Origin of the sequence: Devosia sp. Root105 (assembly GCF_001424865.1) — a bacterium.
In the GTDB taxonomy this organism is placed as follows: Bacteria; Pseudomonadota; Alphaproteobacteria; order Rhizobiales; family Devosiaceae; genus Devosia_A.
This window is the reverse complement of the sequence record NZ_LMCR01000019.1, coordinates 362,347-383,628: the sequence shown is the minus strand read 5'-3', so window position 1 is coordinate 383,628 and position 21,282 is coordinate 362,347. Positions and strand designations below refer to the sequence as shown.

The window sequence follows — 21,282 nt, the reverse complement described above, 5'->3', positions numbered from 1 at the left end:
GCCATGAACACCTTCACCTCTCGCGACGGCACGAAAATCGCCTACGACGTGCGCGGCTCCGGCCCGGCCGTCATCCTGATCGACGGCGCCTGGTGCGGCCGCAACATGGGCCCGATGCCCAAGCTGGCGCCGCTGCTCGCCCCGCACTTCACCGTCTACAACTATGATCGGCGCAGCCGCGGCGACAGCGATGTCTCGACCGATTATTCGCCCGACCGCGAGTACGAGGACCTCGCCGCGCTGATCGACATCGCCGGCGGCTCGGCCAGTCTCTACGGCACCTCGTCCGGTGGTGCGATCGCACTGTTCGCCGCCGCCCGCGGCCTGCCGGTCGATCGGCTCGCCATCTTCGAGCCGCCCTTCACCGATGTCCCCGGCGGCAGGCCGATGCCGCGTGGCTACCAGGTCGAAGTCGAGCGTCTCGCCGCCGAGAACCGCCGGCCCGACCTCGCCAAGTACTTCATGGTCAAGATGATCGGCATGCCCTCGATCATGATGCCGATGATGCGGCTCAACCCGCACTGGAAGGCGATGCTGCACAATGCCCTCAGCCTGCCGCACGATACCGCGGTGATGGAAGGCTACGGTTTCCCCACCGAGGCGGCCCGCTCGATCCGCGTCCCGACCATCATCATGAGCGGCGACAAGACCTTCAAGCAGCTCAAGGAACCGGTCCGCCTCGCCCGCGAAACTATCCCCGGCGCCCGCTTCGCTTCGCTGCCGGGCCAGAGCCACGACGCGGCGGCCGAGCTCGTCGCTCCCGTGCTGATCGACTTCTTCTCCGGCGCCGATACCGCGCGCGCCGCTGCCTGACCCCAAGAGACCGAAATGACCGACCACCTGTCCACCACGCTTTCTGCCCTCGCCGACCCCACCCGTCGCGGCATCCTGGCCCGGCTGGCGCTCGGCGAGGCCACGGTCAGCGAACTGGCCGAGCCCTACGACATGTCGATGGCCGCCGTCTCCAAGCACCTCAAGGTGCTCGAGAAGGCCGGGCTGATCTCCCGCGGCAAGGAAGCCCAATGGCGTCCGTGCCGGCTCGAGGCCGCCCCGATGGCCGAGGTCGCGGACTGGGTCGAGAACTACCGCCGCTTCTGGGACGAGAGCCTCGATCGCCTCGGCGATTACCTGGCCGAACTGCAGAAGGGAGACCCCGGCGGCTCCCGGAACTGATCCGGTAGCCCGCTTGGGCTGAAACCCAATGCAGCGACCCAAGGTCATAGCGCTCTCGGACTACCGCCGACAGCGCGACGGCGAAGCCTTGCGCCAACGGCAAGGGCAAAGCGCCGGAACGGAACACTGGTTCGTACTTTACTGGCGGTATTGGGCCGAAAGCCTCGATCGCCTCGACGCCTACCTCAAGCAACTCAAGGAGCTGAAAATGCCGCTCGACGACCTGAAGATCGAAGCCCCGGCGAACGAACCCATCGTCATCGCCACCCGCACTTTCGCCGCCCCACGCGCCCTGGTGTGGAAGGTCATGACCCAGCCTGAACACGTGGCCCGCTGGTGGGGCAATGAAGGCCAGAAGGCCATCATCACCGCGCTCGATGTCCGCCCCGGCGGCAAGTGGCGCATCGAGTCCCACGATGGCGACAAGGTCTACATCTTCATCGGCGAGTACCGCGAGGTGAACGAGCCCGAGAAGTTCGTCTGGACCTTTGGCATGGAGAACATGTTCATCGGCAAGACCCTGGTCGAGACTCACACCTTCGAGGAAGACGGCGCCGTCACGCACTACCGGTCAGTCTCGAACTACGACAGCGTTGCCGATCGCGACGGCATGGTCGCCTCCGGGATGGAGAAGGGCATGCGCCACGGCTTCGCCATCATGGACCAACTGCTCGCCGACCTCACTCAAGAAGCCTGAACCATGCTCTCCGACCCCACCAGCATCCCCAGCGACCGTCGCCTCGAGATCGAGCGCGAATTCGATGCCCCGCGCGACCTGGTCTGGATGATGTTCGCCGATCCGTACCACCTGAGCCAGTGGTGGGGTCCGAAGGGCTTCACCAACCCGGTGGTGGAGCTCGACCTTCGCCCCGGCGGCCGCTGGTATCACGTGATGCGCGGCCCGGACGGCAAGGACTACCCGGCCGATAGCGAGTTCATCGAGGTGAGCCCGCCCGAGCGCATCGTCTACCGCAACCGCCAGCTCGAGGCGGAAGCCTTCGGTAACAACCCGCCGCCGAGCTTTCTGCGGGTCATTACCCTCACCGACCTCGGCAACGGCCGCACCCGCCTGACGCTCGACGCCTATTTCGATACCGCCGCCAACAAGGACGCCGTCGTCCGCCGCGGCTTCCGCGAAGGTGTGCTGGAGAGCTTCGACAAGCTCGCCGCCCACCTCACGACTGGAGCAACGAGATGAAGTTCGTGACCACCATCCTCTTGTCCGGCAACAATACCGGCATCATCGTGCCGCCTCAGGTGCGCGATGCGCTCAATGGCGGCAAGAACCCGCTGGTCGTCGTCAGCCTCGCCGGCCACACCTGGCGCAGCAAAGTGGCCACCATGGGTGAACACCTGCTGGTCGGCGTCAGCGCCGAGATCCGCGGCATCACCGGGGTCAAAGGCAACGAGACGCACGAGGTCGAACTGACCCTCGATGATAAGCCTCGCGTCGTCGAGGCCCCGGGCGACCTGCAGGCCGCCCTCGATGCCGATCCCGTCGCGCTGGCGGCCTGGACCAAGCTCGCCCCCAGCCACAAGAAGGCCCACGTCACCGCCATCGAAGGCGCCAAAGCCCCCGAAACCCGCCTCCGCCGCGTGCAGAAGGCCATCGAAATGCTGACCACTTAGCAAGAAGACCCCTCATCCGGCGCTACGCGCCACCTTCTCCCCGACGGGGAGAAGAATCCGGAGAGTGCCGTGTGACCGCCTCTGTTCCTCTCCCCGTCGGGGAGAGGGTGGACCGGCGAAGCCGGGACGGGTGAGGGGAGGAACCACAGAACCATCAGTCGAGCCAGCTCGCAATCGCGGGCATCGGCGAAGCCATACCCAAACGCCTGCCAACCCACGGAGACTTCCCATGTTACGTCGTACCGTCCTTGCCCTCGCCATTCTCACCGGCTTTGCTTCCGCCCTGCCGGTCCTCACTGCAACTGCTCAAGAAGGAACTGCTCCCATGCTCACCGCAACCACGTCCGGCTATGTCCCCGTCACCGGCGGCAAGGTCTACTACGCCACCTATGGCGAGGGCGCGCCGCTCGTCCTGCTGCATGGCGGCCTGATGACCATCGACGCGTTCGGCCCGGTGCTCTCCGGCCTCGCCGCCTCCCACCAGGTGATCGCCGTCGAAGCCCAGGGCCACGGCCACACCGGCCCGCTCGACCGGCCGATGAGCTTCGACAACATGGCTGGCGACGTCGCCGAAGTGATCAAATCGCTGGGGCTCGAGAAGGTCGACGTCGTCGGCTATTCGATGGGCGGCACCATCGGCCTGCGTCTGGCGCTGGCGCATCCCGAGCTGATCAACAAGCTGGTCATCGCCTCGGCCCCCTTCGCCTTCTCCGGCTGGCACGATTACAACCAGCAGGGCATGCGTGGCCTCAACGCCAGCCAGTTTGAGATGCTGAAGCCCTCGCCGCTTTACCAGGGCTTCGCCGCGGTGAACCCGGACCCCGAGGTGAACTTCCCCAAGCTGCTCGACCAGATGCAATATATGGGCAAGGACTACGACTTCTCGGCCGATGTCCCCAACCTCAAGGTGCCAACCCAGCTGGTCTATGGTGATTGGGATGCGGTCCGCACCAGCCATGTCGCGAAGTTCTTCGAGCTGCTCGGCGGCGGCCTGCAGGATGCGCTGTGGGATGGCTCCGGCATGAACCAGAACCGCCTCGCCATCCTCCCCGGCGTCACCCACTACACCATGATGAACTCGCCCAAGCTGGTCGAGACGGCGCTGGCGTTCATCGACGCGAAGTAACGGTACAGGGTGGGCCAGATCGACGGGTCGGCCCCACCCCCTCCCAGCCTCCCCCATCAAGGGGGAGGTGCCCGCCGGTGAGTGAGGCACCATCCCCGCCCACTCGCCGGCCCCCACCTCCCCCTTGATGGGGGAGGCAAGCGAAGCTTGTGAGCGATAGCGAACTAGCGCAGCTCGGAGGGGGTGCGCCGCAAGCGCGGCATTCAACACCCTTGACCCCGCACCCCGGCGCTTGGCTCTATGCCGCCATGCTTGAGTCGCTCTTCGACACGCCAGCTCGCGACCCCGCCGAAATCCTGCGCACCGTCTTCGGGCACCAGAGTTTTCGCGGCCAGCAGGAGGATGTTGTCCGCCACGTCACTGGCGGCGGCGACGCGGTGGTGTTGTTCCCGACCGGCGCCGGCAAGTCGATGTGCTTTCAGGTTCCGGCGCTGGCCCGGAAGGGCGTCGGCATCGTCGTCTCGCCGCTCATCGCCCTGATGCGCGATCAGGTCGAGGCGCTGAAGCAGGCCGGCGTCAACGCTGCAACGCTCAACTCCTCGGTTTCGTCCGAAGACTCCTCACGCACCCTCCGCGATCTCAAATCCGGCAAGCTCGACCTGCTCTACGTTGCGCCGGAGCGCCTGGTGCTCCCCGGCTTCAAGTCGATGATGCAGGGCGTCGAGATCTCGCTCATCGCCATCGATGAGGCGCATTGCGTCAGCCAGTGGGGCCACGATTTCCGCCCCGAGTATCGCGAGCTCGCCTCGATCGCCGCCGACTATCCCGGGGTGCCGCGCATCGCACTCACCGCTACTGCCGACCCCACCACCCGCGACGATATCGTCGAGCGGCTCGGCCTCAGCGACGCGCGCATCTTCACCACCAGCTTCGACCGGCCCAATATCAGCTACGCGATCGTCGAGCGCGACAATGCCCGGGCGCAGTTGAAAAGCTTCCTCGCCCGCCACACCGGCAATTCCGGCATCGTCTATTGCCTGAGCCGCGCCAAGGTCGACGCGACCACCGAATGGCTGAACAAGCAGGGGATCCGTGCGCTCGCCTATCATGCCGGCATGAACGCCCGCGACCGGGCCGCCAACCAGGATGCCTTCCTCAAGGAAGAGTCGCTCTGCCTCGTCGCCACCGTCGCCTTCGGCATGGGCATCGACAAGCCGGACGTCCGTTACGTCGCCCACATGGACCTGCCGTCGTCCATCGAGGCCTATTACCAGGAGACCGGCCGCGCCGGACGCGACGGCCTGCCGGCCGAGGCCTGGATGTGCTACGGCATGGCCGACGTGGCGCAGCGCCGCCGCATGATCGACGAGGGCAGCGCCCCCGATGAGGTGAAGCGCGTCGAGCGGCTGAAGCTCACGGCGCTGCTCGCCGTCTGCGAAACCCCGGAATGCCGCCGCAAGGCTATCCTCGCGCATTTCGGCGAGCCGCACCCCGGCAACTGCAACAACTGCGACACCTGTCTCGTGCCGGTTGAAACCTGGGATGGCTCCGACGCTGCCATCAAGGCGCTGGCCTGCGTCTACCGCACCGGCCAGCGCTTCGGCGCCGGGCACATCGTCGACGTGCTCCTGGGCAAGGTGACCGACAAGGTCACCCAGTTCAGCCACCAGGACCAGCCGGTGTTCGGGCAGGGCAAGGATCTCGACCAGCGCTCCTGGCAATCGGTCATCCGTCAGCTCACCGCCATGGGTCTGATCACTGTCGACCATTCATTCGGCGCCCTGCACCTCGGCGAGGGCTCGCGCGAAGTGTTCAAGGGCGAGCGCAAGATCACCCTGCGCCGCGACCGTCCGCGCAAGGCCACCGAGACCCGCCGCGCGCTGCAGAACGCCGTCCAGTTGCCGCCGGCCGCGCAATCGCTGTTCGAAGCTTTGCGCTCCGAACGCGCCGCCCTCGCCAAGTCGCAGGGCGTCCCGCCCTACGTGGTCTTCCACGATACCACCCTTCGCGCCATGGCGCTGGAACGGCCACAGACCATGGCCGAGCTCGGCACCATCAATGGCATCGGGGAGAGCAAGCTCAAGCGCTATGGGGCGGAGTTCCTGGCGGTGCTGCGGGCAGCGGGGCCGGCATAGGGTCCGGTGCGGCCTGACCCCCACCCCTGTCCCCTCCCCGCAAGGGGGAGGGAGACGCTCCCACTGACGCCGGTGTTTTGGTCTCCCTCCCCCTTGCGGGGAGGGGACAGGGGTGGGAGTCAGCGCGCACCGGCGGCGCTAGCTTCCGCTTGCCTCAGCTCGCCCGCTTCTCAGCCGTTTCCCGCGCCCGGCGCAGTACGTCGGCATAATCGGGGTTGAAGCGCAGTTCGGCCATCTTGATGGCGGCATCGAGCCGGGCGCCGATCACCCGGTCGCCCGGGTTCTGCCGAAACAGCTCGAGGTTGCGCTGCACGTGCATTTCCAGCGCCTGACCCACCTGGGTCCAGGTCTGGTCGAACATGGCGTTGAGCGCCAGCGAATCGCGGCAATCGCGGATCGTCGCCAGCACGTAGCAGCCATTGAGCGCCGCCAGCACCTGGTCGCCATCGAGCCGGTCCTGGCCGGAATGGCGGCGCAGCGCCAGGTTCACGTTCGGCGACACGTCGCGCAGCTTCGGTTCGACCAGCTCCGACACGGTTTTGGTCAATGCGGCGACCGCCGTCGACCAGCGGGTCAGCCGACCGAGTTCCACATAGCCGGTCACCGCCCGCATCAAGCGATGGAAGCGGTCGATGGCGCGGCAGGTCAGATCGATATCGGCAAAGGCGCCGTGCTGGTCGAGCGCCGGGATCTGGGCCTGCGCATGCGACAGCATCGCCTCGATCAGCGGCGCGAAGCCGGCGCGCTGCATCGATGCCTCGGTGGCGGAGCCGGCCAGCCGAATCGCCGCCGCCATCATCCGGCCGGGGTGGCTCACCTGCCCCATCGCCGCCTGGAACAGCAGCGCCGAGACGGCATGATCGTTGAGCGGCATCGACTGCAGCGCCACGCCCAGCGCCATCTCGTCGGTCATGCCGTTGGCGGCCCGGCCAAAGGCCTGGGCCTTGTCGAGCAGGCTTCGGCATTTCAGCGCATTGAGCACCACGCCGACGCGGCGAAAGGCGTCATCGCCGCCCATCTGCAGCTGGATCCGGCGCTCCGCGTCAGGGGTGCCGACCGCCGAGATGGCGGCGCGGGCGCGTTGCAGCAGTTCGGGCACGAGGGGATCGAGCGCCTGGCGCGCCGCCTGGTCATCATCGGCCGCATTGGGGTCGATCAGGTCGGGCGCCACATCGCGCACCATCCAGGTCCAGATGCCCCGCGCATGCGCTTCGGCGATGCCGCCGTCGAAATCGAAACCGGCCGTACCGGGAACGATCACCGCATCGATCAGCCCGAAGAACGGCCGCACGGCCCGCTGCGACCGAGCAGTCTCAGACGATGAAAGACGAGTGGCAGTATTGGGCATGAAAACCGGCGGGCATCAGGGTCCGAGGATAGTCCTCGAACCTAGCGCGCGACGGTAAACAAAAGACTATCCGAAAGCCCGCTGCCGATCACATCGCTGTCAGGCGACGATGCATGCAGCGACCGCGCCGACCTCAGCCGGCGACGCTCCAGGTGCCGTCGACCTCGCGGCAGGCCGTGCCCTTGCGAGCGTGCGGCGCGCCACCGATGGTCACGGTGTGGGTGAAATCGCGGCAGTCGATGTTGTTGACACGGACATAGGGCCCGACGGTTACGTTGCCGGATGTGCCCTTGTCGCCGGTCCAGGCGCGCGGCGCGCCGGGGCGACCAAAGGTCAGGGCGTTGAACTGGGCGCTCGCGGCTTCCGACTTGTCCTTGGCTGAGAGCTGGCCAAGCACTGATGGGTCGAGGAAAGCGCTCACGTCGTTCATCGTGGTGTTGGCAGACTGAATCGCGCCCGGCGCCGGCAGCGAAGCCGGCGTAATCGTTGGCTGCGTCCCCAGCGTCGAGTTCGGCTGCGGCAGCGTCGGCCCCAGGGCGACGTCGGACGTCGAGGGGCCCATGCTGCAACCGGCAAGCAGGAGCATGGCGAAGAGGGGAACGGCGCGGACGATCTGCTGCATGTCGGTCTCGAGGGGTGGCCGGGGCCCTTATTCCTTACGTATTGAGGCAAAAGTGCGGAAACCCGCAACCTTTGCGGCCGGAAGCCGCAATTCTGCCAGGAGGCCCCCCAGCACTGAGCGCTTCAATTGCAGGGAGCCGCCGTAGACGTCAACCAGTTCCTTGACGATATCCAAGCCCAGCCCCGAGCCGGGGGTCTTCTCGTCCAGCCTGACACCGCGGCGCAACACTTTGGTCGCTTCCTCCTCAGTCAGACCCGGTCCGTCGTCGTCGATCTTGATCAGGAGGTTCGCAGCGCCGCCGCTGCGCTCAGCCACCACGGTGACGCCGATCGAGGACTTTGCCCATTTGCAGGCATTGTCGAGCAGGTTGCCGGCCATCTCCTCGAGATCGCCCTCATCGCCGCGGAACCAGGGCAGCGAGGCGTCGGGGCGCACCATGGCGATGGTCACCTGCGGGTTGAGTTTCTGCATCACCCGGGTCAGCCGCAGCATGACATGCGTTGCGTCGGCTTTCTTGCCCACCACGGTCGAGCGCGCCGCCAGCCGGGCCCGATCGAGATACGTGCTGACCAGCTGGCTCATCTTCTCGGTTTCGGTAGCCACCACCTTGGCGAGGCCGTTCTTCTTGTCGGCGTTGGCCTCGTTGCGCAGCACGGCGATCGGCGTCTTCAGCCCATGCGCCAGGTTGCCCACCTGATTGCGGGCCCGCTCGACGATCTGCGCGTTGGAGCGCAGCAGTTCGTTGATTTCTTCGGAGAGCGGCGCCAGTTCGGCCGGGTAGGCGCCGGTGAGCGAGGCCGCATCGCCCTCGCGCACCTGCTCCACCTCGCGCCGCAGTCGCCCGATCGGCCGCAGCGCCAGCCGCGCCACGATGGTCGACATCACCGCCAGCATGATCGCCACCGCGCCGAGCACGATCAGCGTCTGGCCGCGGAATTCGTCGACCAGCGACAGGATTTCGTCGAGCGAGCCGGTGACCATGATGTGGAGCGGCATGCCGTTCACCGTCACGGCCCGCTCGATCACCCGGATCTTGATGTTGAACGGGTCGGTCAGCACCGCCGACTTCGAGTTGGTCGCGTCGAACGGCCCCGGCAGCGGCCCCAGCACCATGCCGACATAGGAGTTGGAGAAGTTGAGCAGTTCGCCCGTCTCGTCGCGGATCGCCCAGTACCAGCCGGAGCCGGTGCGGTCGAAGCGCGGATCGGCGACCTTGATCTGGTCCGATTTCGGCGTGTCGGAGAGGAGGCTGAGGTCGGTCAGCGTCTCGACGTGGAACTCCAGCGTCTCGACCAGGCTGTTGTCGAGCGCCCGCGAATAGAGCTCGGTGAGCAGGAACGCCGTCGCCACCAAGGCTACGATCAGCCAGCCGGCCGACAACAGGAACAGCGAGGCGGCAATCGACCCCTTGCGCTGCGATACGGGCTGCACCGGCGCGTCAGTCACCACCCTGCCCCCGAGCTTTCAGTCGCGCCTTCTTCCACAACGGGAGAAGGCACTCGGGCCGATAGTCCGCCGGTGCTCTCCCGCTACGAATGGTGTCAGTCCTCGGCGATCTGGTAGCCCAGCCCGCGCACCGTCTGGATGCAATCGTCCGGCAATTTCTTGCGCAGCCGCCCGACGAACACCTCGATGGTGTTGGAATCGCGATCGAAATCCTGGTCATAGAGGTGCTCGGTCAGCTCAGTGCGCGAGATCACCTTGCCCTTGTGGTGCATCAGGTAACTGAGGAGCCGCAGTTCGTGGCTGGTCAGCTTCACCGAGTGCCCGTCCACCGTCACCTTGCCGGCCTTGACGTCGAGCCGCACCGAGCCGGCGCTGATCTCGTTGGAGGCCTGCCCGGCGGCCCGGCGCACCAGCGCGCGAACGCGGGCCAGCACTTCTTCCATGTGGAAGGGCTTGGCGACGTAATCGTCGGCGCCGGCGTCGATGCCCTGCACCTTGTCGCTCCAGCGGTCACGCGCGGTCAGCAGCAGCACCGGCATCTTCTTGCCGGCACGGCGCCATTCCTCGAGCACCGAAAGGCCATCCATCTGCGGCAGGCCGATATCGAGCACTACGGCGTCGTAGGGTTCGGTGTCGCCGAGGAAATGGCCTTCCTCGCCGTCGAACGCCACGTCGACAACGTAGCCGCCTTCCGTCAGCGCATCCTTCAGCTGCCGGTTGAGATTAGTGTCGTCTTCCACGACGAGAATGCGCATCGAAAAGTCCCCTATTGCCGCCACGACAACTCCCGCGCCCGGCAACGGCCGGCCCTACGCGCGAGAAGTGTCCGACGTTGATTTTATGTGAGGCTTCACTGAGCGGGCAAGCTCACAGGTTTGCTTTCGCCATATTCGTCCATCACGTTGACCTGCCATTCCCACTGGCCGCCAACCATGCAGACGCGCGCCTGCGAACTGATGATCTTGCCGTCGACGCCCGACTGCGCAATCGCCTGCGACAGCTGCACCAGCTCGCCATTGTCGATCATCTGCTGGATCTCGCGCTTCGACAGGCATTCCTGCGCCACCGCGGGAGCGGCAACACCGAACGCCAGCCCCAGCGTCAATACGCCGGCCGCCAATGTCAGTTTCTGTTTCATCGGAGGGTTATGCGGGAAGATGGCTGAATGTGGGATGAACAGGGACCGGAAGGGAATCACGATGGCGCCGACATGGCGCTGGCGATGGACGGGACAGCCGCAGTTCGCACCTTCTCCACTCGCCGGAACGCAGCTAGGCTGGCCTTGATCTGTTGCGCTTTCAAGGCGGGAGGCTCCAATCCTGCCGGACAGCGCCTTGGATGCTCTGAGGAGGAGGACCAATGAGCACGACGACCAAGACCGGCTCCCGGGCCATCGACGTCCGCTTCGGCACCGCTACGCTTGAAGTCAAACTCGAGGACGGGCGCGAGCTGATCGCTCCGCTCACCCGCTATCCCCGCCTCCGCGACGGTCCGCCCGCCGCCCGCCTCAACTGGCGCTTCACCGAGGGCGGCACGGGCCTGCGCTGGCCCGACCTCGACGTCGATATTTCGGTGGCGGAGCTGGAATAGCCCCCGCCAACTGGGCAACGGACGGTCGTGCGGCGCGTTGTGAGGGGCATGGAGGAATTCCACATGCCATCCACCGTGATCGCCGACATGGCTTACGACCCGGAGACCCAGACGCTCTCGGTCTGGTTCCGCCCCTCGGGCCGCCGTTACGACTATTTCGAAGTCCCCGCGGTCGAGTACGACGCACTCCGGCTCTCGCCATCGAAGGGGCGGTATTTCAACGCCCATATCCGCGACAGCTATCCGTTCACCCAATCGGACCGGGCGGAGCCGCGCCCCCGGTTGCAGCCGCATGTCGCCGCCCGCTGAGGTGCGAGGACCGCGACCGCTTCACTTCACCCACAGGTACATGCCGACGGATTTTGGCGCCGTTTCGGCAAAGCCGTACTGGGCGTAGAGCGCCTTGGCCGGGCCGTCGGCGATGAGGCTGACATAGGCGGTCGGCGGCGCGTTGGCCTTGAGCCAATCGACCAAAGCCGCGACGATCTGCTTGCCCAGCCCCTTGCCGCGATGCGCTTCCAGCACGGCGATGTCGGTCACCTGGTAGGCGGTGCCGCCGTCGCCGATCACCCGGCCCATGCCGATGGTCTCGCCGGCGTGCTCGATCACCACCGCATGGATGGTGTTGGGCAGACCGCGTGCCGCTGCCTCCTCGGATTTGCCGCTCAGCCCCGACAGCCGGCGCAGCTCGCGATATTCCTCAATGGTCGGGATCCGCTCAATCAGTTGGTAGTCGCTCACGCTTCACTCCGCATCGAACAAGGTCAGTTGCACGCCATCGGGCGCCTCGAGCCGCGAGTTGGTGGAGCGGAAGGGCGTCGGCCGTGGCGTCCCCAATACCTTGGCTCCCGCCGCCGCCAGCCGGTCGGTGGCCGCGGGCACGTCGTCGAAGCGCAGCGCCACGCGGAACTGCCCGCCGACGGTTCGGCCGACCTCGATCTTGTCGATGAACTCGGCATGCTTCTTGTCGCTGATCTCGAGCGTCGCGATCCCGGCGCCGAGGATCGCCACATGCCCGTCATCGTCACCGACCGAGATCTGCTCCTTCAGCCCCATGCTGTCCCGCCAGAACGCCAGCGCCTCTTCGAAATCGTCGACGGTGATCACCAGGCGCAGTTCGCGGACGGTGTCGGTCATACTGTTTGCCTCCATTGCATCCGGTGCGTGTGGCCCCCCACCCCTGTCCCCTCCCCGCCAGGGGGAGGGAGACCCCCACACTGATATCGAGACTAGCGTCTCCCTCCCCCTTGCGGGGAGGGGACAGGGGTGGGGGGCAGCCCTCGCCGGCCCACCAGCCTACGCACGGTCAGCCTCAAGCCGCCACCGCAATATCGCAGCTGCAGCCGCTGGTTTTCAGCGCTTCGCGCGCCACCTCGACGAACACCCGGCGGAACCACTGGGCGCGGCCGTCGGCCCGGTCGACCCGGCGATAGAGCAGCGACACCGGCGAGGCCTCGAGCTCCACTGGCGGTTTTGAGATGGCGAGGCCATGCAGCGATGCCATGCAGCGGGCGATCGATTCGGGGATGGTGGCGATCGCCGGCATGGCGCTGAGCGCCGTCGGCAGGGCCGAAAACCGTGGCACTGTCGCCACCACCGAGCGGGTCCGCCCAACCTTCTTCAACGCCGCATCGACATCGCCCGCCATGTCGCCCTCGAAGGAGACCGCGATATGCGCCTCGCGGGTGAAATCGGCCAAGGTGAGGGGTGCCGTCAGCTTCAATTGATCGGGATCATAGATGGAAACCGAACTCTGGTGGAACAGCGGCTGGCGCACATGCCACGAGGCCGGCTCGGGGTGCACCGAGACCGAGAGATCGAAATCGCCATCATCGAGCTGCTGGCCCGGGTGGTGGGTGTGAGAAGCCACCGAAACCAGCTTCGCCCTGGGCGCCTCGCGGCGGATCCGCGCCGCCAGCGGCCCGAAGAACGCGGTTTCGAGGTTGTCGCACATGCCGATGCGGAAAGTGCCCTCATAGCTGAGCGGGTCGAACGCATCCGGCATGCGGATGGCCCGCTCGATCGAGCCCAGCGCGTCCTCGATCGCCGGAGCGATATCGAGGGCCCGCGGGGTGGGCTGCAAGCCACGCCCCACCCGCACGAACAGCTCGTCGTCCAGCGCCTCGCGCAGCCGCTTCAGCGCCGCCGAGAGGCCGGGCTGACCCAGCAGCAGCCGCTCGGCGGCGCGGCTAACATTGCGCTCCTGCATCAGCACCGAAAAGGCCAGCAGCAGGTTCAGATCGATCTTGCGGAGGGCGGTATCATTCATCATTGCCAGTGATACCTCGCATGATCACTATCAATTTGCAATATGGATGGCAGCTCGTCAGTTTCCGCTCCCTCTGCCGGCCGGCGCTCCTCCCTCACGCGACGGCGGCATTGCGAAAGGGATAATTTCGATGACCTCTACCAAGATCGGAGGTGTCGCCGGGCTGGCTCTGTTCCTGCTCTGCGCCGCCAACTTCCTCGACGCCATGGACGTTTCCACCATCGGCGTCGCCCTGCCCGCCATCCAGGCCGAACTCGGGCTCGAGCCCAATGTGCTGCAATGGGCAGTGAGCGCCTATGTGCTGGGCTATGGCGGCTTCCTGCTGCTGGGCGGCCGGGTCGCCGATATCTTCGGCCACCGTCGCGTCTTCCTCTGGGCGCTCGGCATCTTCGCCGCCGCCTCGATCGCCGGCGCCTTCGTCGACTCTGGTCCGACCCTGATCGCCGCCCGGTTGATCAAGGGCATTGCGGCCGCCTTCACTGCGCCAGCGGCGCTCGCCCTGTTGCTCAGCGTGTTCGGTGAGGGCCAGGCCCGGGCCAAGGCGCTTGGCCTCTTCGCCTCCACCGGGGCTGCCGGGTTCGTGCTCGGCATGGTGCTGGGTGGCGCGGTCACCGTCTTCACCTGGCGCGCCACGCTGGTGATGGCGGCGCCGGTCGCCATCCTCGTCCTGCTCATCGCGCCGTTCGTGCTGCCGCCTGATAAGGCTAGCGGCAAGTCACGCGCCTCGTTCGACTGGGCCGGCGCCATCACCATCACGCCGGGCCTGTTGCTGTTCGTGTTCGGCGTCACCAACGCCTCGGCCGCCGGCTTTACCGCCCCGCTCACCTGGGGACCGCTGGCCGCGTCCATCGCGCTGATCGTCATCTTCCTTGTCGTCGAGGCCCGCCATCACGATCCGATGGTGCCGCTGTCGATCTTCAAGCGGCGTAAGCTCAGCCACGCCAACATCGTCGCCGCGCTGTTCCAGGGGGTCTATGTCGGCTTCCAGTTCCTCGCGACGCTCTACTACCAGCATGTCTATGGCTGGTCGGCCTTCGCTACCGGCTTCAGCTTCGCACTCGGCGGCGCCTGCGTGATGTTCCTCGCCCCGCGCCTCGCCGGCGTGGCACAACGCAACGGCACGACCAAGGTGATGGCCATCGGCGTGGCGCTGCAGGCGGTGGGCTACGTCTTCTGGGTGCTGGCCATCGGGCGGTTCGATCCGATCGCCCTGGTCATCATCACCCAGCTGTTCCTCGGCCTCGGCTACGCCGCCACCTACCCCTCGGTGCAGGTCGCGGCCCTCGCCGACGTCGAAGACGACAAGTCGGGCCTTGCCTCGGGGCTCTTGTTCGCCTCGTTCCAGATCGGCGGCGGCATTGTCCTCGCGGCGGTCTCCGCCATCTTCACGGCAGCGCCGGGCTTCAGCTGGGAGCCCTACATTGCCGGTGGAGCGTTCGTTGCGGCGCTGGCAGTGGTCACCACGCTGATCGCAGCAGTGGGGCCGCGGTCGGCGACCAGCCGCGTCCCCAGCGCCGTACCGCAGGCGGCGGAATAAGGACCATCGGGGAGGCATCAACGCCTCCCCGATCACATTTTCGGCCTCGCCACTCCAGCCGATTGACTCCGTGGGATCTCACAATTAGACCAGTCAGTCTAGACCACTCGGTCTAACGGAGGAGAGGATGCACGTTTCGAAAGGCGACGTCGAAATCCGGCTGGAACTGCCGGGCGCGATCATCCGGCAGCGGCGCGGCTTCGGCGATGTCAGCGGCTATGGCCGGATCAGCGGCGAGCATTTCACGCTCAGCGCCGGGGTCGACACCGCACCACTGTTCGAGGGCCTCGATGGCAACCTCTGCCAATGCCCGCACTGGGGCTATGTGCTGCGCGGCCGGCTCACCACCACCGATGCTGATGGCAACGAGGAAACCGTCGAGGAGAACGACCTGTTCTACTGGCCGCCTGGCCACAATGTGCGGGTCGATTGCGACGCCAGCATCATCATGTTCAGCCCCGAGCACGAGCATAGTCAGGTGATCGACCACATGATCGCCCGGACCTCGGGCTGAGAGCACTTGGATATTGGCAGGCGAGCGCGCAGGGTGACCGCGTGAATCGAACGCGGTCATCGCAGATCATGCATTCCACCAAGCGAAGGATGATCGATGTCGGGCTGCAGCAGTTGCTGCAGCAGGGCTACAACAGCCTCGGTATTCAGGCGGTGCTCGATGCCGCCTCCGTGCCCAAAGGGTCATTCTATCACCACTTCGCCGACAAGGAGGATTTCGCCCTCCAGGTCGTCGATGCCTATGTCGCCGATGTGCATGCCGTGCTCGACAGCTGTGTCCACGACGCGGCGCTTGCGCCGCTCGACCGCATACGGACGTTCTTCCGCAACGTCGAGAATTCCTACGAGCGCGAGGGCTATCTCGGTTGCCTGATGGGCGGCCTTGGTCAGGAGCTCTCCGGAGTCAGCGACACCTTCCGGCAGAAGATCGAGTGGTGCTTCTCCTCGATCGCCGATCGCCTGCAGCTCTGCCTCGACGCCGCCAAGGCCGATGGCAGCATTGCTCCCGACAGCGACACGCGCGAGCTCGCCGAGCTGCTGGTCAACTGCTGGGAAGGCGCGGCTCTGCGCAGCCGCCTGAAACGTAACCCTGCGCCACTTGCAGTGATGCTGGAGTTCTATCTGGCGTCGCTGCAACCGAGGTGAGGGGACCGCCTCACGACGACGAGTCCGGTCCTACAGGCGCTTCCCCAGCCAGATGTCGGGCTTTCCGAGGCCGTTGGCGTCCGGGATAAACCCAATCACCCGAAACCCGCATTTTCGGTAGAACTCGAGCGGGTGCTTGCCGCCCGGTGTGGCGGCCAGCTCGCGCAGCATGGCAGGTGTATCGGCATAGAGATCGGCGCCGAACGCCGTGGTACCGCCGAAATCGTCGTCGCTGCCGAGGAACAACGTCAGCGCGCCGGTGGCGCGGACCCGGTCTTCGATGGCGACGATCAGTTGGCTGCCAATCCCCTGCCCCTGCCGATCAGTCGCGACGACCAGCGGATGAAGCTCCGAAGCGTGTGAATAGCTGGCGATCGCGCCGACCCAGCCGCAAACCGCATCGCCCTCCACCGCCGCGAGGCCAGCCCATTCCGGGTCGGCAATCAGCTTCTCGATCTCCTCGCGCGCCTCGTCCAGCGTCTTCCAGGCGGCCGGCACATGCGCCAGCGCCGCGACCAGGATCTCGGCGGCGGTTTCCCGCTGCGACGAGCTGAGATCGGTGAACGGGACGATGCTGATCGCTGCCATGTCGATCCTCTATCCTGCTTCGCCAGCCAACTATGACGGTTCAGCTGTCGACGCCCGAACGATCAAATCGGGCGTCACGGTCGTGCGGATCGCCGGCCCGGTATAGGTGCCTTCCAGCCGATCGCACAGCATGCGCATGGCAAGCTGCCCGACAGCACCCGGGTGTGGGTTAACACTGGTCAGCGGTGGGTCGAGCGAACGCGACCACAGGCTATTGGCGATCGAAACGACCGAAACGTCCTGGGGCACGCGCAGTCCCGCTTGGCGGAGGCCCTGAATCACTCCCATCGCGGTCACGTCGTTGCGGGCAAAGATCGCCGTGAACTCCGCTCCACGCGAGACCAGATCGGCTACGGACTGCTGGCCCGCGGCCTCCGATGGCAGATCGTAAGACCGCACCAGCTCCGGCTTGATAGCAACCTTATGCTCTCGCAATACGTCGGCGTAGCCGTCGTACGGCGAGAACCCCGGCAGGTGCGGCAGGCCCTCCACATAGGCGATCCGCTGGTGACCCAGCCCGATCAGGTGCTCGACCGCCTGGTGGGCGGCTATACGGTAGTCGACACAGACCCCGTCGCAGTTCACTCCCCTGGGCCAGCGGCCGATATAGACGAGCGGTTTGCCCGCAGCGATGAACTGCTGCACGCCGCTCGAAGACTGCTCGACCGAGTTGGGCACAACCAGCGCACCGCACACCGTCGGGTCGGCGGCAGATTGGCCGACCTGCAAGCTCTCGCTGGCAGTCGAGTATTCGGACTGCCCTACCATGACGCGCAGATTGTAGCGCCGGGCTTCCTTCTCGATGCCGTTGACCATCTCGCCGTAATACGGGTTCGAGAATGTCGGAATGATCACCGAAACGATGCGCTGGGCGCCGGCTACCGCCTCGGCGGGCGCGCTGCCGCCGGTAACGTAAGTCCCGCGCCCCGGCTGGCGCTGCAACCGCCCCCGTTGCACCAGGTCGTCGATGGCGCGGCGGATCGTCGTACGCGACAGGCCGAGTTCTTCACCGAGCTGTCGCTCAGAGGGCACAGCTTCGCCGGCCGGGTATTCGCCGCTTTCGATCCGCTCCAATAGCAGACCAACAAGAGTACCGGTCTTATCCATGACGCTCTATTGACGAGTTTTGTAAGACATGTATCATACCACAATCAGACCGCGAGGGAGGAATGACCGAGTACGAGGTCACCAGTTCCCCCGCGGATAGCACGGAATACGCAACGCCGGGTGGGGCGCATGAAGTTTCCCGAGGAATCCCGCAGCCGCAGGCAAGTCGCGCCATCCCGCGCGAGATGGAGCGACGCAACCAGCCTCCGGAGATCGATACTTTCTGCCGCAACTGTTCGCTCTGCGCCTGATACCGCGATATAATACCGGTATCATATCGAATTCTGGAAGTGAAGTCCCCGGCGACCCAAAAGCGCCGCTGAATGTCGAAACGAGGAAACTATGAAGAACGGTTTTGCCCTGGTTGGTGCCGGGTTGTTTGGAGAGAGGCACGCTCAGGCGTACAGCCGCCATCCGCTGGTGGACTTCAAGTACGTCTGCGACCTCGACGAGGCTCGCGCCAAGCGCATCGCTGAGACCTATGGCGCCGGCAAGTACACCACTGATATCAACGAGGTGCTCGCCGATCCCGAGGTGGTGGCCGTCTCGATCGCCACGCCCGATCACGCCCACCGCGCCGCCACCCTCGCCGCGGTCGAAGCCGGCAAGCACATCCTGGTCGAAAAGCCGCTGGCCACGACCATCGAGGACGCCGAGGCGATGATCGCGGCCGCCCGCAAGGCCGGCGTCAAGCTGATGGTCGATTTCCACAACCGGGCCAACCCCCCGATGGTGGCGGCACGCGACGCCCTGGCGCGCGGCGATATCGGCAAGCCGTCCTACGTCTACGCGCGTTTGAGCAACACCGTCGCCGTGCCGCAGGACATGCTGAAGTGGTCGAGCAATTCGTCGGCCCTGTGGTTCCTGGGCAGCCACATGATCGACGTCGTCGGCTGGATTCTCGATGACAAGCCGGTGCGCGCCTATGTCGTCTCGCGCGACGGGGTACTCAAGGACTTGGGCGTCGATGCGCCTGACTTCCATGTCGCCACTGTGGAGTATGCAAAGGGCACGGTCGCCGTGTTCGAACACGCCTGGATCCTGCCGCGTACCTACAACACGGTAAAAGACCTCAAGCTCGAGTTACTCGGCAGCAAGGGCGCCATCAATATCGACGGGTCGCACAACCGCACCATGGAACTCTATACCAGCGAAAAGGGCTCCTTCCCGGACATGCTGGTACCCCCGTTCGGGCCGCATCTGACCGGCTTCGTGCTCGACGCCGTGGTGCACTTCGTCGAGGCGGTGCTGCACGACAAGCCCGTACTGGCAACTGGCGAGGATGGCCTCGCCAACACCAGGATCATCAGCGCCCTGATCGAGGCGGCTCGCCTCGGCCAGCCGGTGCAGCTGTCGGTCTAGAACGGTGTCGCGGGAGGAAAGCAAGGTGGAACCGAGGCTACTGTCGGAGCTGGATGGCCTGGTGTCGGAGGCGCGCAACCCCCGCACCGACCGTCTCGACCGCATGAGCGCCATTGAGCTGGTGCAGGCGATGAACGACGAGGACCGCACCGTTGCGGTTGCGGTCGCCAAGGTCCTGCCCGAGGTCGCGGTGGCGGTCGAGCGTATCGTTACCGCCTTTGGCGAGGGTGGCAGGCTGGTCTACGCCGGCGCCGGCACCAGCGGCCGGCTTGGCGTGCTGGATGCATCCGAATGCCCGCCCACCTTCGGTGTCGACGCATCGATGGTGGTGGGGCTGATCGCCGGCGGCGACCATGCCCTGCGTCACGCGGTCGAAGGGGCCGAAGACGACGAAGCCGCCGCCGTGGCCGACTTGCAGCGCATCACGCTCAGCTGCAAGGACGTGCTGGTGGGGCTCGCCGCCTCGGGCCGCACACCCTATGCCGCCTCAGCCCTGCGCTATGCGCGGAGCCTCGGGGCGACGGCCATCGCAGTCACCTGCAACCCCGGCTCGCCGATGACACACGAGGCGGATATCTCGATCGCCCCCGAGGTGGGGCCGGAAGTTCTGGCCGGTTCGACCCGGCTGAAGTCGGGTACGGCGCAGAAGCTGATCCTCAACATGCTGACCACCGCCAGCATGGTGCAGATGGGCAAGGCCTTCGGCAACCTCATGGTCGACCTCAGGGCCAGCAACGAGAAGCTGCGGGCTCGTGCGGTGCGCATCGTGGCGCAGGCCACCGGGTGCTCGATCGCCGAGGCCGGCGAGGCTCTGGTTGATGCCGGGCATGACACCAAGCTCGCGATCTTCGTCCGGTTGTCAGGCCTCCCCACCGCTGAGGCCAAGGCACGACTGGTGGATGCCGGGGGAATTCTCCGCGTCGCTTTGGACGCGGGCATTGATGCGGGGCGGGGGCCCCAATCACTACAAGCAAGGGAGACTAGCAAATGAAGCGCATTCTGTTATCCGCGGCAGCAACCGTGATGTTGAGCCTGTGCATAGGCGCCGCCGAGGCGCAGACCCTCAGCGTGCCCAGTTGGATGTGGGAAGAGGGCAATGTGGGCGTCTGGTTCAAGACCAACACCGCCCAGTTCGAGGCCGCCGAAGGCATCAAGGTCACCCCAACCCAGATCCCGTCTGCCGATTTCGAGAAGGTCGTCACCACCCAAATCGCCGGCGGCGCGGTTCCCGACCTGATGACCGCCTTCACCTCCATGCTCCCGCCGATGATCGACGCCGGTACGCTCGCGCCACTCGACCAGTGCATCGCCGACGGCGGCTTCGGTGACCGCCTGTTGCCCTCGGTGAGCTTTGCCCAGGTCGACGGCAAGACCTATGGCGTGCCGCTCACCATGAGCCCCTGGTCGGTAGTGGTGAACAAGAAGCTGCTGGCCGATGCAGGCATCACCGAGATGCCCAAGACCGTGGAAGAGCTCTACGCCGCAGCCAAAGCGGTCAAGGAGAAGACCGGCGCCTATGGCTATGCCTTCGGCAACGACATGGCCGCGCCGCTGCACGTCTACATCAACTCGATGCAGTGGGTGCTCGGCTTTGGTTCGGACTGGTCGCAGCCCGATGGCACCATCACGGCCAATGACCCAAGGAACGTCGAGGCAATCGGCTGGATCAAGCGCTTCATGGATGAGCAACTCGCTCCGGTCGGCCTCGGGGTGATCCAGGCGCGGGATCTGTTCCTCGACGGCAAGGTCGCAATCATGTTCGAAGGCCCCTGGCTGATGACTCAGGTGCAGAGCCAGAAACCCGAAATGATGGCCGATATCGACTTCGAGGTGGTGCCGACGCCGACCCACGCGGCGATCACCGGTGGCGCCTTCTACGTGATCCCGGCCAAGTCGCCCAACCCCGAAACGGCCTGCAAGCTACTGACCGCCTATCTCAGCGAAGACGCGCAGCGTCACTGGCTCGAGGACCTGCTGCAGATCCCCGGCACCAAGGTGCAGGCCAGCCCCGAGTTCCTCGCCAAGAACGCCTGGGTCGGCAAGATGGCCGACATCGCGGCCCAGTATCCGGGCGGCATTGGCTACGCCCCTCCGGGCTACCTGATCCAGGCTGCCGAGTTCCGTCAGATGGTGGTCGACGCCCTGTCTGAAATCTATTCGGGCAAGACCTCGGTGGAGGACGGGCTCAACGGCCTGCAGGGCAAGCTGGAGAACTGGAAAGCGACACTCTAGCAACGTCCAACCCCCGTGTT

Annotated in this window: 25 protein-coding genes; 15 read left to right on the top strand and 10 right to left on the bottom strand. The window is 65.9% G+C overall.

Annotation, left to right across the window (positions count from 1 at the left end):
- The first annotated feature begins 3 nt into the window (after positions 1-3).
- From ASC68_RS24365 to recQ, 7 genes are all read left to right on the top strand, one after another.
- Complete coding sequence (locus ASC68_RS24365; RefSeq protein ID WP_055885416.1) at positions 4-813, top strand: alpha/beta hydrolase; 810 nt, start codon at positions 4-6, stop codon at positions 811-813.
- 15 nt (positions 814-828) lie between these two features.
- Positions 829-1,173, top strand: a complete 345-nt coding sequence (locus ASC68_RS24360; RefSeq protein ID WP_055885411.1) for a metalloregulator ArsR/SmtB family transcription factor — start codon at positions 829-831, stop codon at positions 1,171-1,173.
- Between the two features lie 28 nt (positions 1,174-1,201).
- Positions 1,202-1,870 carry an SRPBCC domain-containing protein gene (locus ASC68_RS24355; RefSeq protein WP_055885407.1) on the top strand — a complete coding sequence of 223 codons (669 nt, stop codon included), beginning with the start codon at positions 1,202-1,204 and terminating at the stop codon, positions 1,868-1,870.
- 3 nt (positions 1,871-1,873) lie between these two features.
- Positions 1,874-2,371 (top strand): SRPBCC domain-containing protein, encoded by a 498-nt coding sequence (locus ASC68_RS24350; RefSeq protein ID WP_055885403.1) that lies wholly within the window; start codon positions 1,874-1,876, stop codon positions 2,369-2,371.
- Complete coding sequence (locus ASC68_RS24345; protein ID WP_055885400.1) at positions 2,368-2,802, top strand: YdeI/OmpD-associated family protein; 435 nt, start codon at positions 2,368-2,370, stop codon at positions 2,800-2,802. The genes ASC68_RS24350 and ASC68_RS24345 overlap by 4 nt, the downstream gene beginning before the upstream one ends.
- A 325-nt stretch (positions 2,803-3,127) precedes the next feature.
- Complete coding sequence (locus ASC68_RS24340; protein WP_055885396.1) at positions 3,128-3,928, top strand: alpha/beta hydrolase; 801 nt, start codon at positions 3,128-3,130, stop codon at positions 3,926-3,928.
- Between the two features lie 248 nt (positions 3,929-4,176).
- Positions 4,177-6,003, top strand: coding sequence for a DNA helicase RecQ (gene recQ, locus ASC68_RS24335; RefSeq protein ID WP_055886193.1), 1,827 nt, complete (start codon positions 4,177-4,179; stop codon positions 6,001-6,003).
- 154 nt (positions 6,004-6,157) lie between these two features.
- Here recQ and ASC68_RS24330 read toward each other — a convergent pair whose 3' ends face one another.
- The 5 genes from ASC68_RS24330 to ASC68_RS24310 all read right to left on the bottom strand — a co-directional run bounded on the left by ASC68_RS24330 (position 6,158) and on the right by ASC68_RS24310 (position 10,557).
- A complete protein-coding gene (locus ASC68_RS24330) occupies positions 6,158-7,294 on the bottom strand; it encodes a hypothetical protein (protein ID WP_055885393.1) in 1,137 nt (378 codons plus the stop codon).
- A 190-nt stretch (positions 7,295-7,484) separates the two neighbouring features.
- Positions 7,485-7,973: a hypothetical protein gene (locus ASC68_RS24325; RefSeq protein WP_055885390.1), complete on the bottom strand. Its 489-nt coding sequence runs from the start codon at positions 7,971-7,973 to the stop codon at positions 7,485-7,487.
- A 27-nt stretch (positions 7,974-8,000) separates the two neighbouring features.
- Positions 8,001-9,419, bottom strand: coding sequence for a HAMP domain-containing sensor histidine kinase (locus tag ASC68_RS24320; protein WP_055885386.1), 1,419 nt, complete (start codon positions 9,417-9,419; stop codon positions 8,001-8,003).
- A gap of 95 nt (positions 9,420-9,514) precedes the next feature.
- Complete coding sequence (locus tag ASC68_RS24315; protein WP_055885382.1) at positions 9,515-10,174, bottom strand: response regulator transcription factor; 660 nt, start codon at positions 10,172-10,174, stop codon at positions 9,515-9,517.
- A gap of 95 nt (positions 10,175-10,269) precedes the next feature.
- The gene (locus tag ASC68_RS24310) at positions 10,270-10,557 is read right to left on the bottom strand and encodes a hypothetical protein (RefSeq protein ID WP_055885379.1); all 288 of its coding nucleotides are present in this window, start codon (positions 10,555-10,557) and stop codon (positions 10,270-10,272) included.
- Positions 10,558-10,778: 221 nt separating this feature from the next.
- On the opposite strand from ASC68_RS24310, the gene ASC68_RS24300 reads away from it, so the two are divergent.
- Together ASC68_RS24300 and ASC68_RS24295 are read left to right on the top strand one after the other, a co-directional pair.
- Positions 10,779-11,009, top strand: coding sequence for a DUF2442 domain-containing protein (locus ASC68_RS24300; RefSeq protein ID WP_055885373.1), 231 nt, complete (start codon positions 10,779-10,781; stop codon positions 11,007-11,009).
- A 63-nt stretch (positions 11,010-11,072) separates the two neighbouring features.
- Positions 11,073-11,318 (top strand): KTSC domain-containing protein, encoded by a 246-nt coding sequence (locus ASC68_RS24295; RefSeq protein WP_055886190.1) that lies wholly within the window; start codon positions 11,073-11,075, stop codon positions 11,316-11,318.
- 21 nt (positions 11,319-11,339) lie between these two features.
- On the opposite strand, the gene ASC68_RS24290 is transcribed toward ASC68_RS24295, so the two are convergent.
- The 3 genes from ASC68_RS24290 to ASC68_RS24280 form a co-directional block, all read right to left on the bottom strand.
- Positions 11,340-11,750, bottom strand: a complete 411-nt coding sequence (locus ASC68_RS24290; protein ID WP_055885371.1) for a GNAT family N-acetyltransferase — start codon at positions 11,748-11,750, stop codon at positions 11,340-11,342.
- 3 nt (positions 11,751-11,753) lie between these two features.
- Positions 11,754-12,146: a VOC family protein gene (locus tag ASC68_RS24285; protein ID WP_055885368.1), complete on the bottom strand. Its 393-nt coding sequence runs from the start codon at positions 12,144-12,146 to the stop codon at positions 11,754-11,756.
- A 175-nt stretch (positions 12,147-12,321) separates the two neighbouring features.
- The gene (locus ASC68_RS24280) at positions 12,322-13,281 is read right to left on the bottom strand and encodes a LysR family transcriptional regulator (RefSeq protein ID WP_055885365.1); all 960 of its coding nucleotides are present in this window, start codon (positions 13,279-13,281) and stop codon (positions 12,322-12,324) included.
- 127 nt (positions 13,282-13,408) lie between these two features.
- Between ASC68_RS24280 and ASC68_RS24275 the strand changes: the two genes are divergently transcribed.
- From ASC68_RS24275 to ASC68_RS24265, 3 genes are all read left to right on the top strand, one after another.
- On the top strand, positions 13,409-14,815 hold the full coding sequence (locus ASC68_RS24275) for an MFS transporter (protein ID WP_055885362.1): 1,407 nt from the start codon (positions 13,409-13,411) through the stop codon (positions 14,813-14,815).
- Between the two features lie 127 nt (positions 14,816-14,942).
- Positions 14,943-15,329 carry a hypothetical protein gene (locus ASC68_RS24270; RefSeq protein ID WP_055885361.1) on the top strand — a complete coding sequence of 129 codons (387 nt, stop codon included), beginning with the start codon at positions 14,943-14,945 and terminating at the stop codon, positions 15,327-15,329.
- A gap of 68 nt (positions 15,330-15,397) precedes the next feature.
- A complete protein-coding gene (locus ASC68_RS24265) occupies positions 15,398-15,973 on the top strand; it encodes a TetR/AcrR family transcriptional regulator (RefSeq protein WP_055885356.1) in 576 nt (191 codons plus the stop codon).
- Positions 15,974-16,003: 30 nt separating this feature from the next.
- On the opposite strand, the gene ASC68_RS24260 is transcribed toward ASC68_RS24265, so the two are convergent.
- Positions 16,004-16,561 (bottom strand): GNAT family N-acetyltransferase, encoded by a 558-nt coding sequence (locus ASC68_RS24260; protein WP_055885354.1) that lies wholly within the window; start codon positions 16,559-16,561, stop codon positions 16,004-16,006.
- 30 nt (positions 16,562-16,591) lie between these two features.
- Entirely contained in the window at positions 16,592-17,668 is a 1,077-nt protein-coding gene (locus ASC68_RS24255; RefSeq protein WP_082528443.1) for a GntR family transcriptional regulator, read from the bottom strand.
- 342 nt (positions 17,669-18,010) lie between these two features.
- On the opposite strand from ASC68_RS24255, the gene ASC68_RS24250 reads away from it, so the two are divergent.
- Genes ASC68_RS24250 through ASC68_RS24240 form a run of 3 tightly spaced genes read left to right on the top strand, consistent with a single transcriptional unit; the run spans position 18,011 to position 21,262 of the window.
- A complete protein-coding gene (locus ASC68_RS24250) occupies positions 18,011-19,030 on the top strand; it encodes a Gfo/Idh/MocA family oxidoreductase (RefSeq protein ID WP_055885350.1) in 1,020 nt (339 codons plus the stop codon).
- A gap of 25 nt (positions 19,031-19,055) precedes the next feature.
- Positions 19,056-20,021 (top strand): N-acetylmuramic acid 6-phosphate etherase, encoded by a 966-nt coding sequence (gene murQ / locus ASC68_RS24245; RefSeq protein WP_055885348.1) that lies wholly within the window; start codon positions 19,056-19,058, stop codon positions 20,019-20,021.
- Positions 20,018-21,262, top strand: a complete 1,245-nt coding sequence (locus tag ASC68_RS24240) for a sugar ABC transporter substrate-binding protein (RefSeq protein WP_055885345.1) — start codon at positions 20,018-20,020, stop codon at positions 21,260-21,262. Before murQ ends, ASC68_RS24240 begins: the two co-directional genes overlap by 4 nt.
- The last annotated feature ends 20 nt before the right edge of the window (positions 21,263-21,282 follow it).

Excerpts from the sequence above, each read along its gene's own strand:
- ASC68_RS24350 (WP_055885403.1), top strand. The coding sequence starts at position 1,874 with ATGCTCTCCGACCCCACCAGCATCCCCAGCGACCGTCGCCTCGAGATC.
- ASC68_RS24260 (WP_055885354.1), bottom strand. The coding sequence starts at position 16,561 with ATGGCAGCGATCAGCATCGTCCCGTTCACCGATCTCAGCTCGTCGCAG.
- ASC68_RS24270 (WP_055885361.1), top strand. The coding sequence starts at position 14,943 with ATGCACGTTTCGAAAGGCGACGTCGAAATCCGGCTGGAACTGCCGGGC.
- ASC68_RS24315 (WP_055885382.1), bottom strand. The coding sequence starts at position 10,174 with ATGCGCATTCTCGTCGTGGAAGACGACACTAATCTCAACCGGCAGCTG.
- ASC68_RS24310 (WP_055885379.1), bottom strand. The coding sequence starts at position 10,557 with ATGAAACAGAAACTGACATTGGCGGCCGGCGTATTGACGCTGGGGCTG.
- ASC68_RS24355 (WP_055885407.1), top strand. The coding sequence starts at position 1,202 with ATGCAGCGACCCAAGGTCATAGCGCTCTCGGACTACCGCCGACAGCGC.
- ASC68_RS24265 (WP_055885356.1), top strand. The coding sequence starts at position 15,398 with ATGCATTCCACCAAGCGAAGGATGATCGATGTCGGGCTGCAGCAGTTG.
- ASC68_RS24255 (WP_082528443.1), bottom strand. The coding sequence starts at position 17,668 with ATGGATAAGACCGGTACTCTTGTTGGTCTGCTATTGGAGCGGATCGAA.
- ASC68_RS24295 (WP_055886190.1), top strand. The coding sequence starts at position 11,073 with ATGCCATCCACCGTGATCGCCGACATGGCTTACGACCCGGAGACCCAG.
- ASC68_RS24240 (WP_055885345.1), top strand. The coding sequence starts at position 20,018 with ATGAAGCGCATTCTGTTATCCGCGGCAGCAACCGTGATGTTGAGCCTG.
- ASC68_RS24340 (WP_055885396.1), top strand. The coding sequence starts at position 3,128 with ATGCTCACCGCAACCACGTCCGGCTATGTCCCCGTCACCGGCGGCAAG.
- ASC68_RS24285 (WP_055885368.1), bottom strand. The coding sequence starts at position 12,146 with ATGACCGACACCGTCCGCGAACTGCGCCTGGTGATCACCGTCGACGAT.
- ASC68_RS24280 (WP_055885365.1), bottom strand. The coding sequence starts at position 13,281 with ATGATGAATGATACCGCCCTCCGCAAGATCGATCTGAACCTGCTGCTG.
- ASC68_RS24325 (WP_055885390.1), bottom strand. The coding sequence starts at position 7,973 with ATGCAGCAGATCGTCCGCGCCGTTCCCCTCTTCGCCATGCTCCTGCTT.
- recQ (WP_055886193.1), top strand. The coding sequence starts at position 4,177 with ATGCTTGAGTCGCTCTTCGACACGCCAGCTCGCGACCCCGCCGAAATC.
- ASC68_RS24365 (WP_055885416.1), top strand. The coding sequence starts at position 4 with ATGAACACCTTCACCTCTCGCGACGGCACGAAAATCGCCTACGACGTG.
- ASC68_RS24345 (WP_055885400.1), top strand. The coding sequence starts at position 2,368 with ATGAAGTTCGTGACCACCATCCTCTTGTCCGGCAACAATACCGGCATC.
- ASC68_RS24360 (WP_055885411.1), top strand. The coding sequence starts at position 829 with ATGACCGACCACCTGTCCACCACGCTTTCTGCCCTCGCCGACCCCACC.
- ASC68_RS24275 (WP_055885362.1), top strand. The coding sequence starts at position 13,409 with ATGACCTCTACCAAGATCGGAGGTGTCGCCGGGCTGGCTCTGTTCCTG.
- ASC68_RS24300 (WP_055885373.1), top strand. The coding sequence starts at position 10,779 with ATGAGCACGACGACCAAGACCGGCTCCCGGGCCATCGACGTCCGCTTC.
- ASC68_RS24250 (WP_055885350.1), top strand. The coding sequence starts at position 18,011 with ATGAAGAACGGTTTTGCCCTGGTTGGTGCCGGGTTGTTTGGAGAGAGG.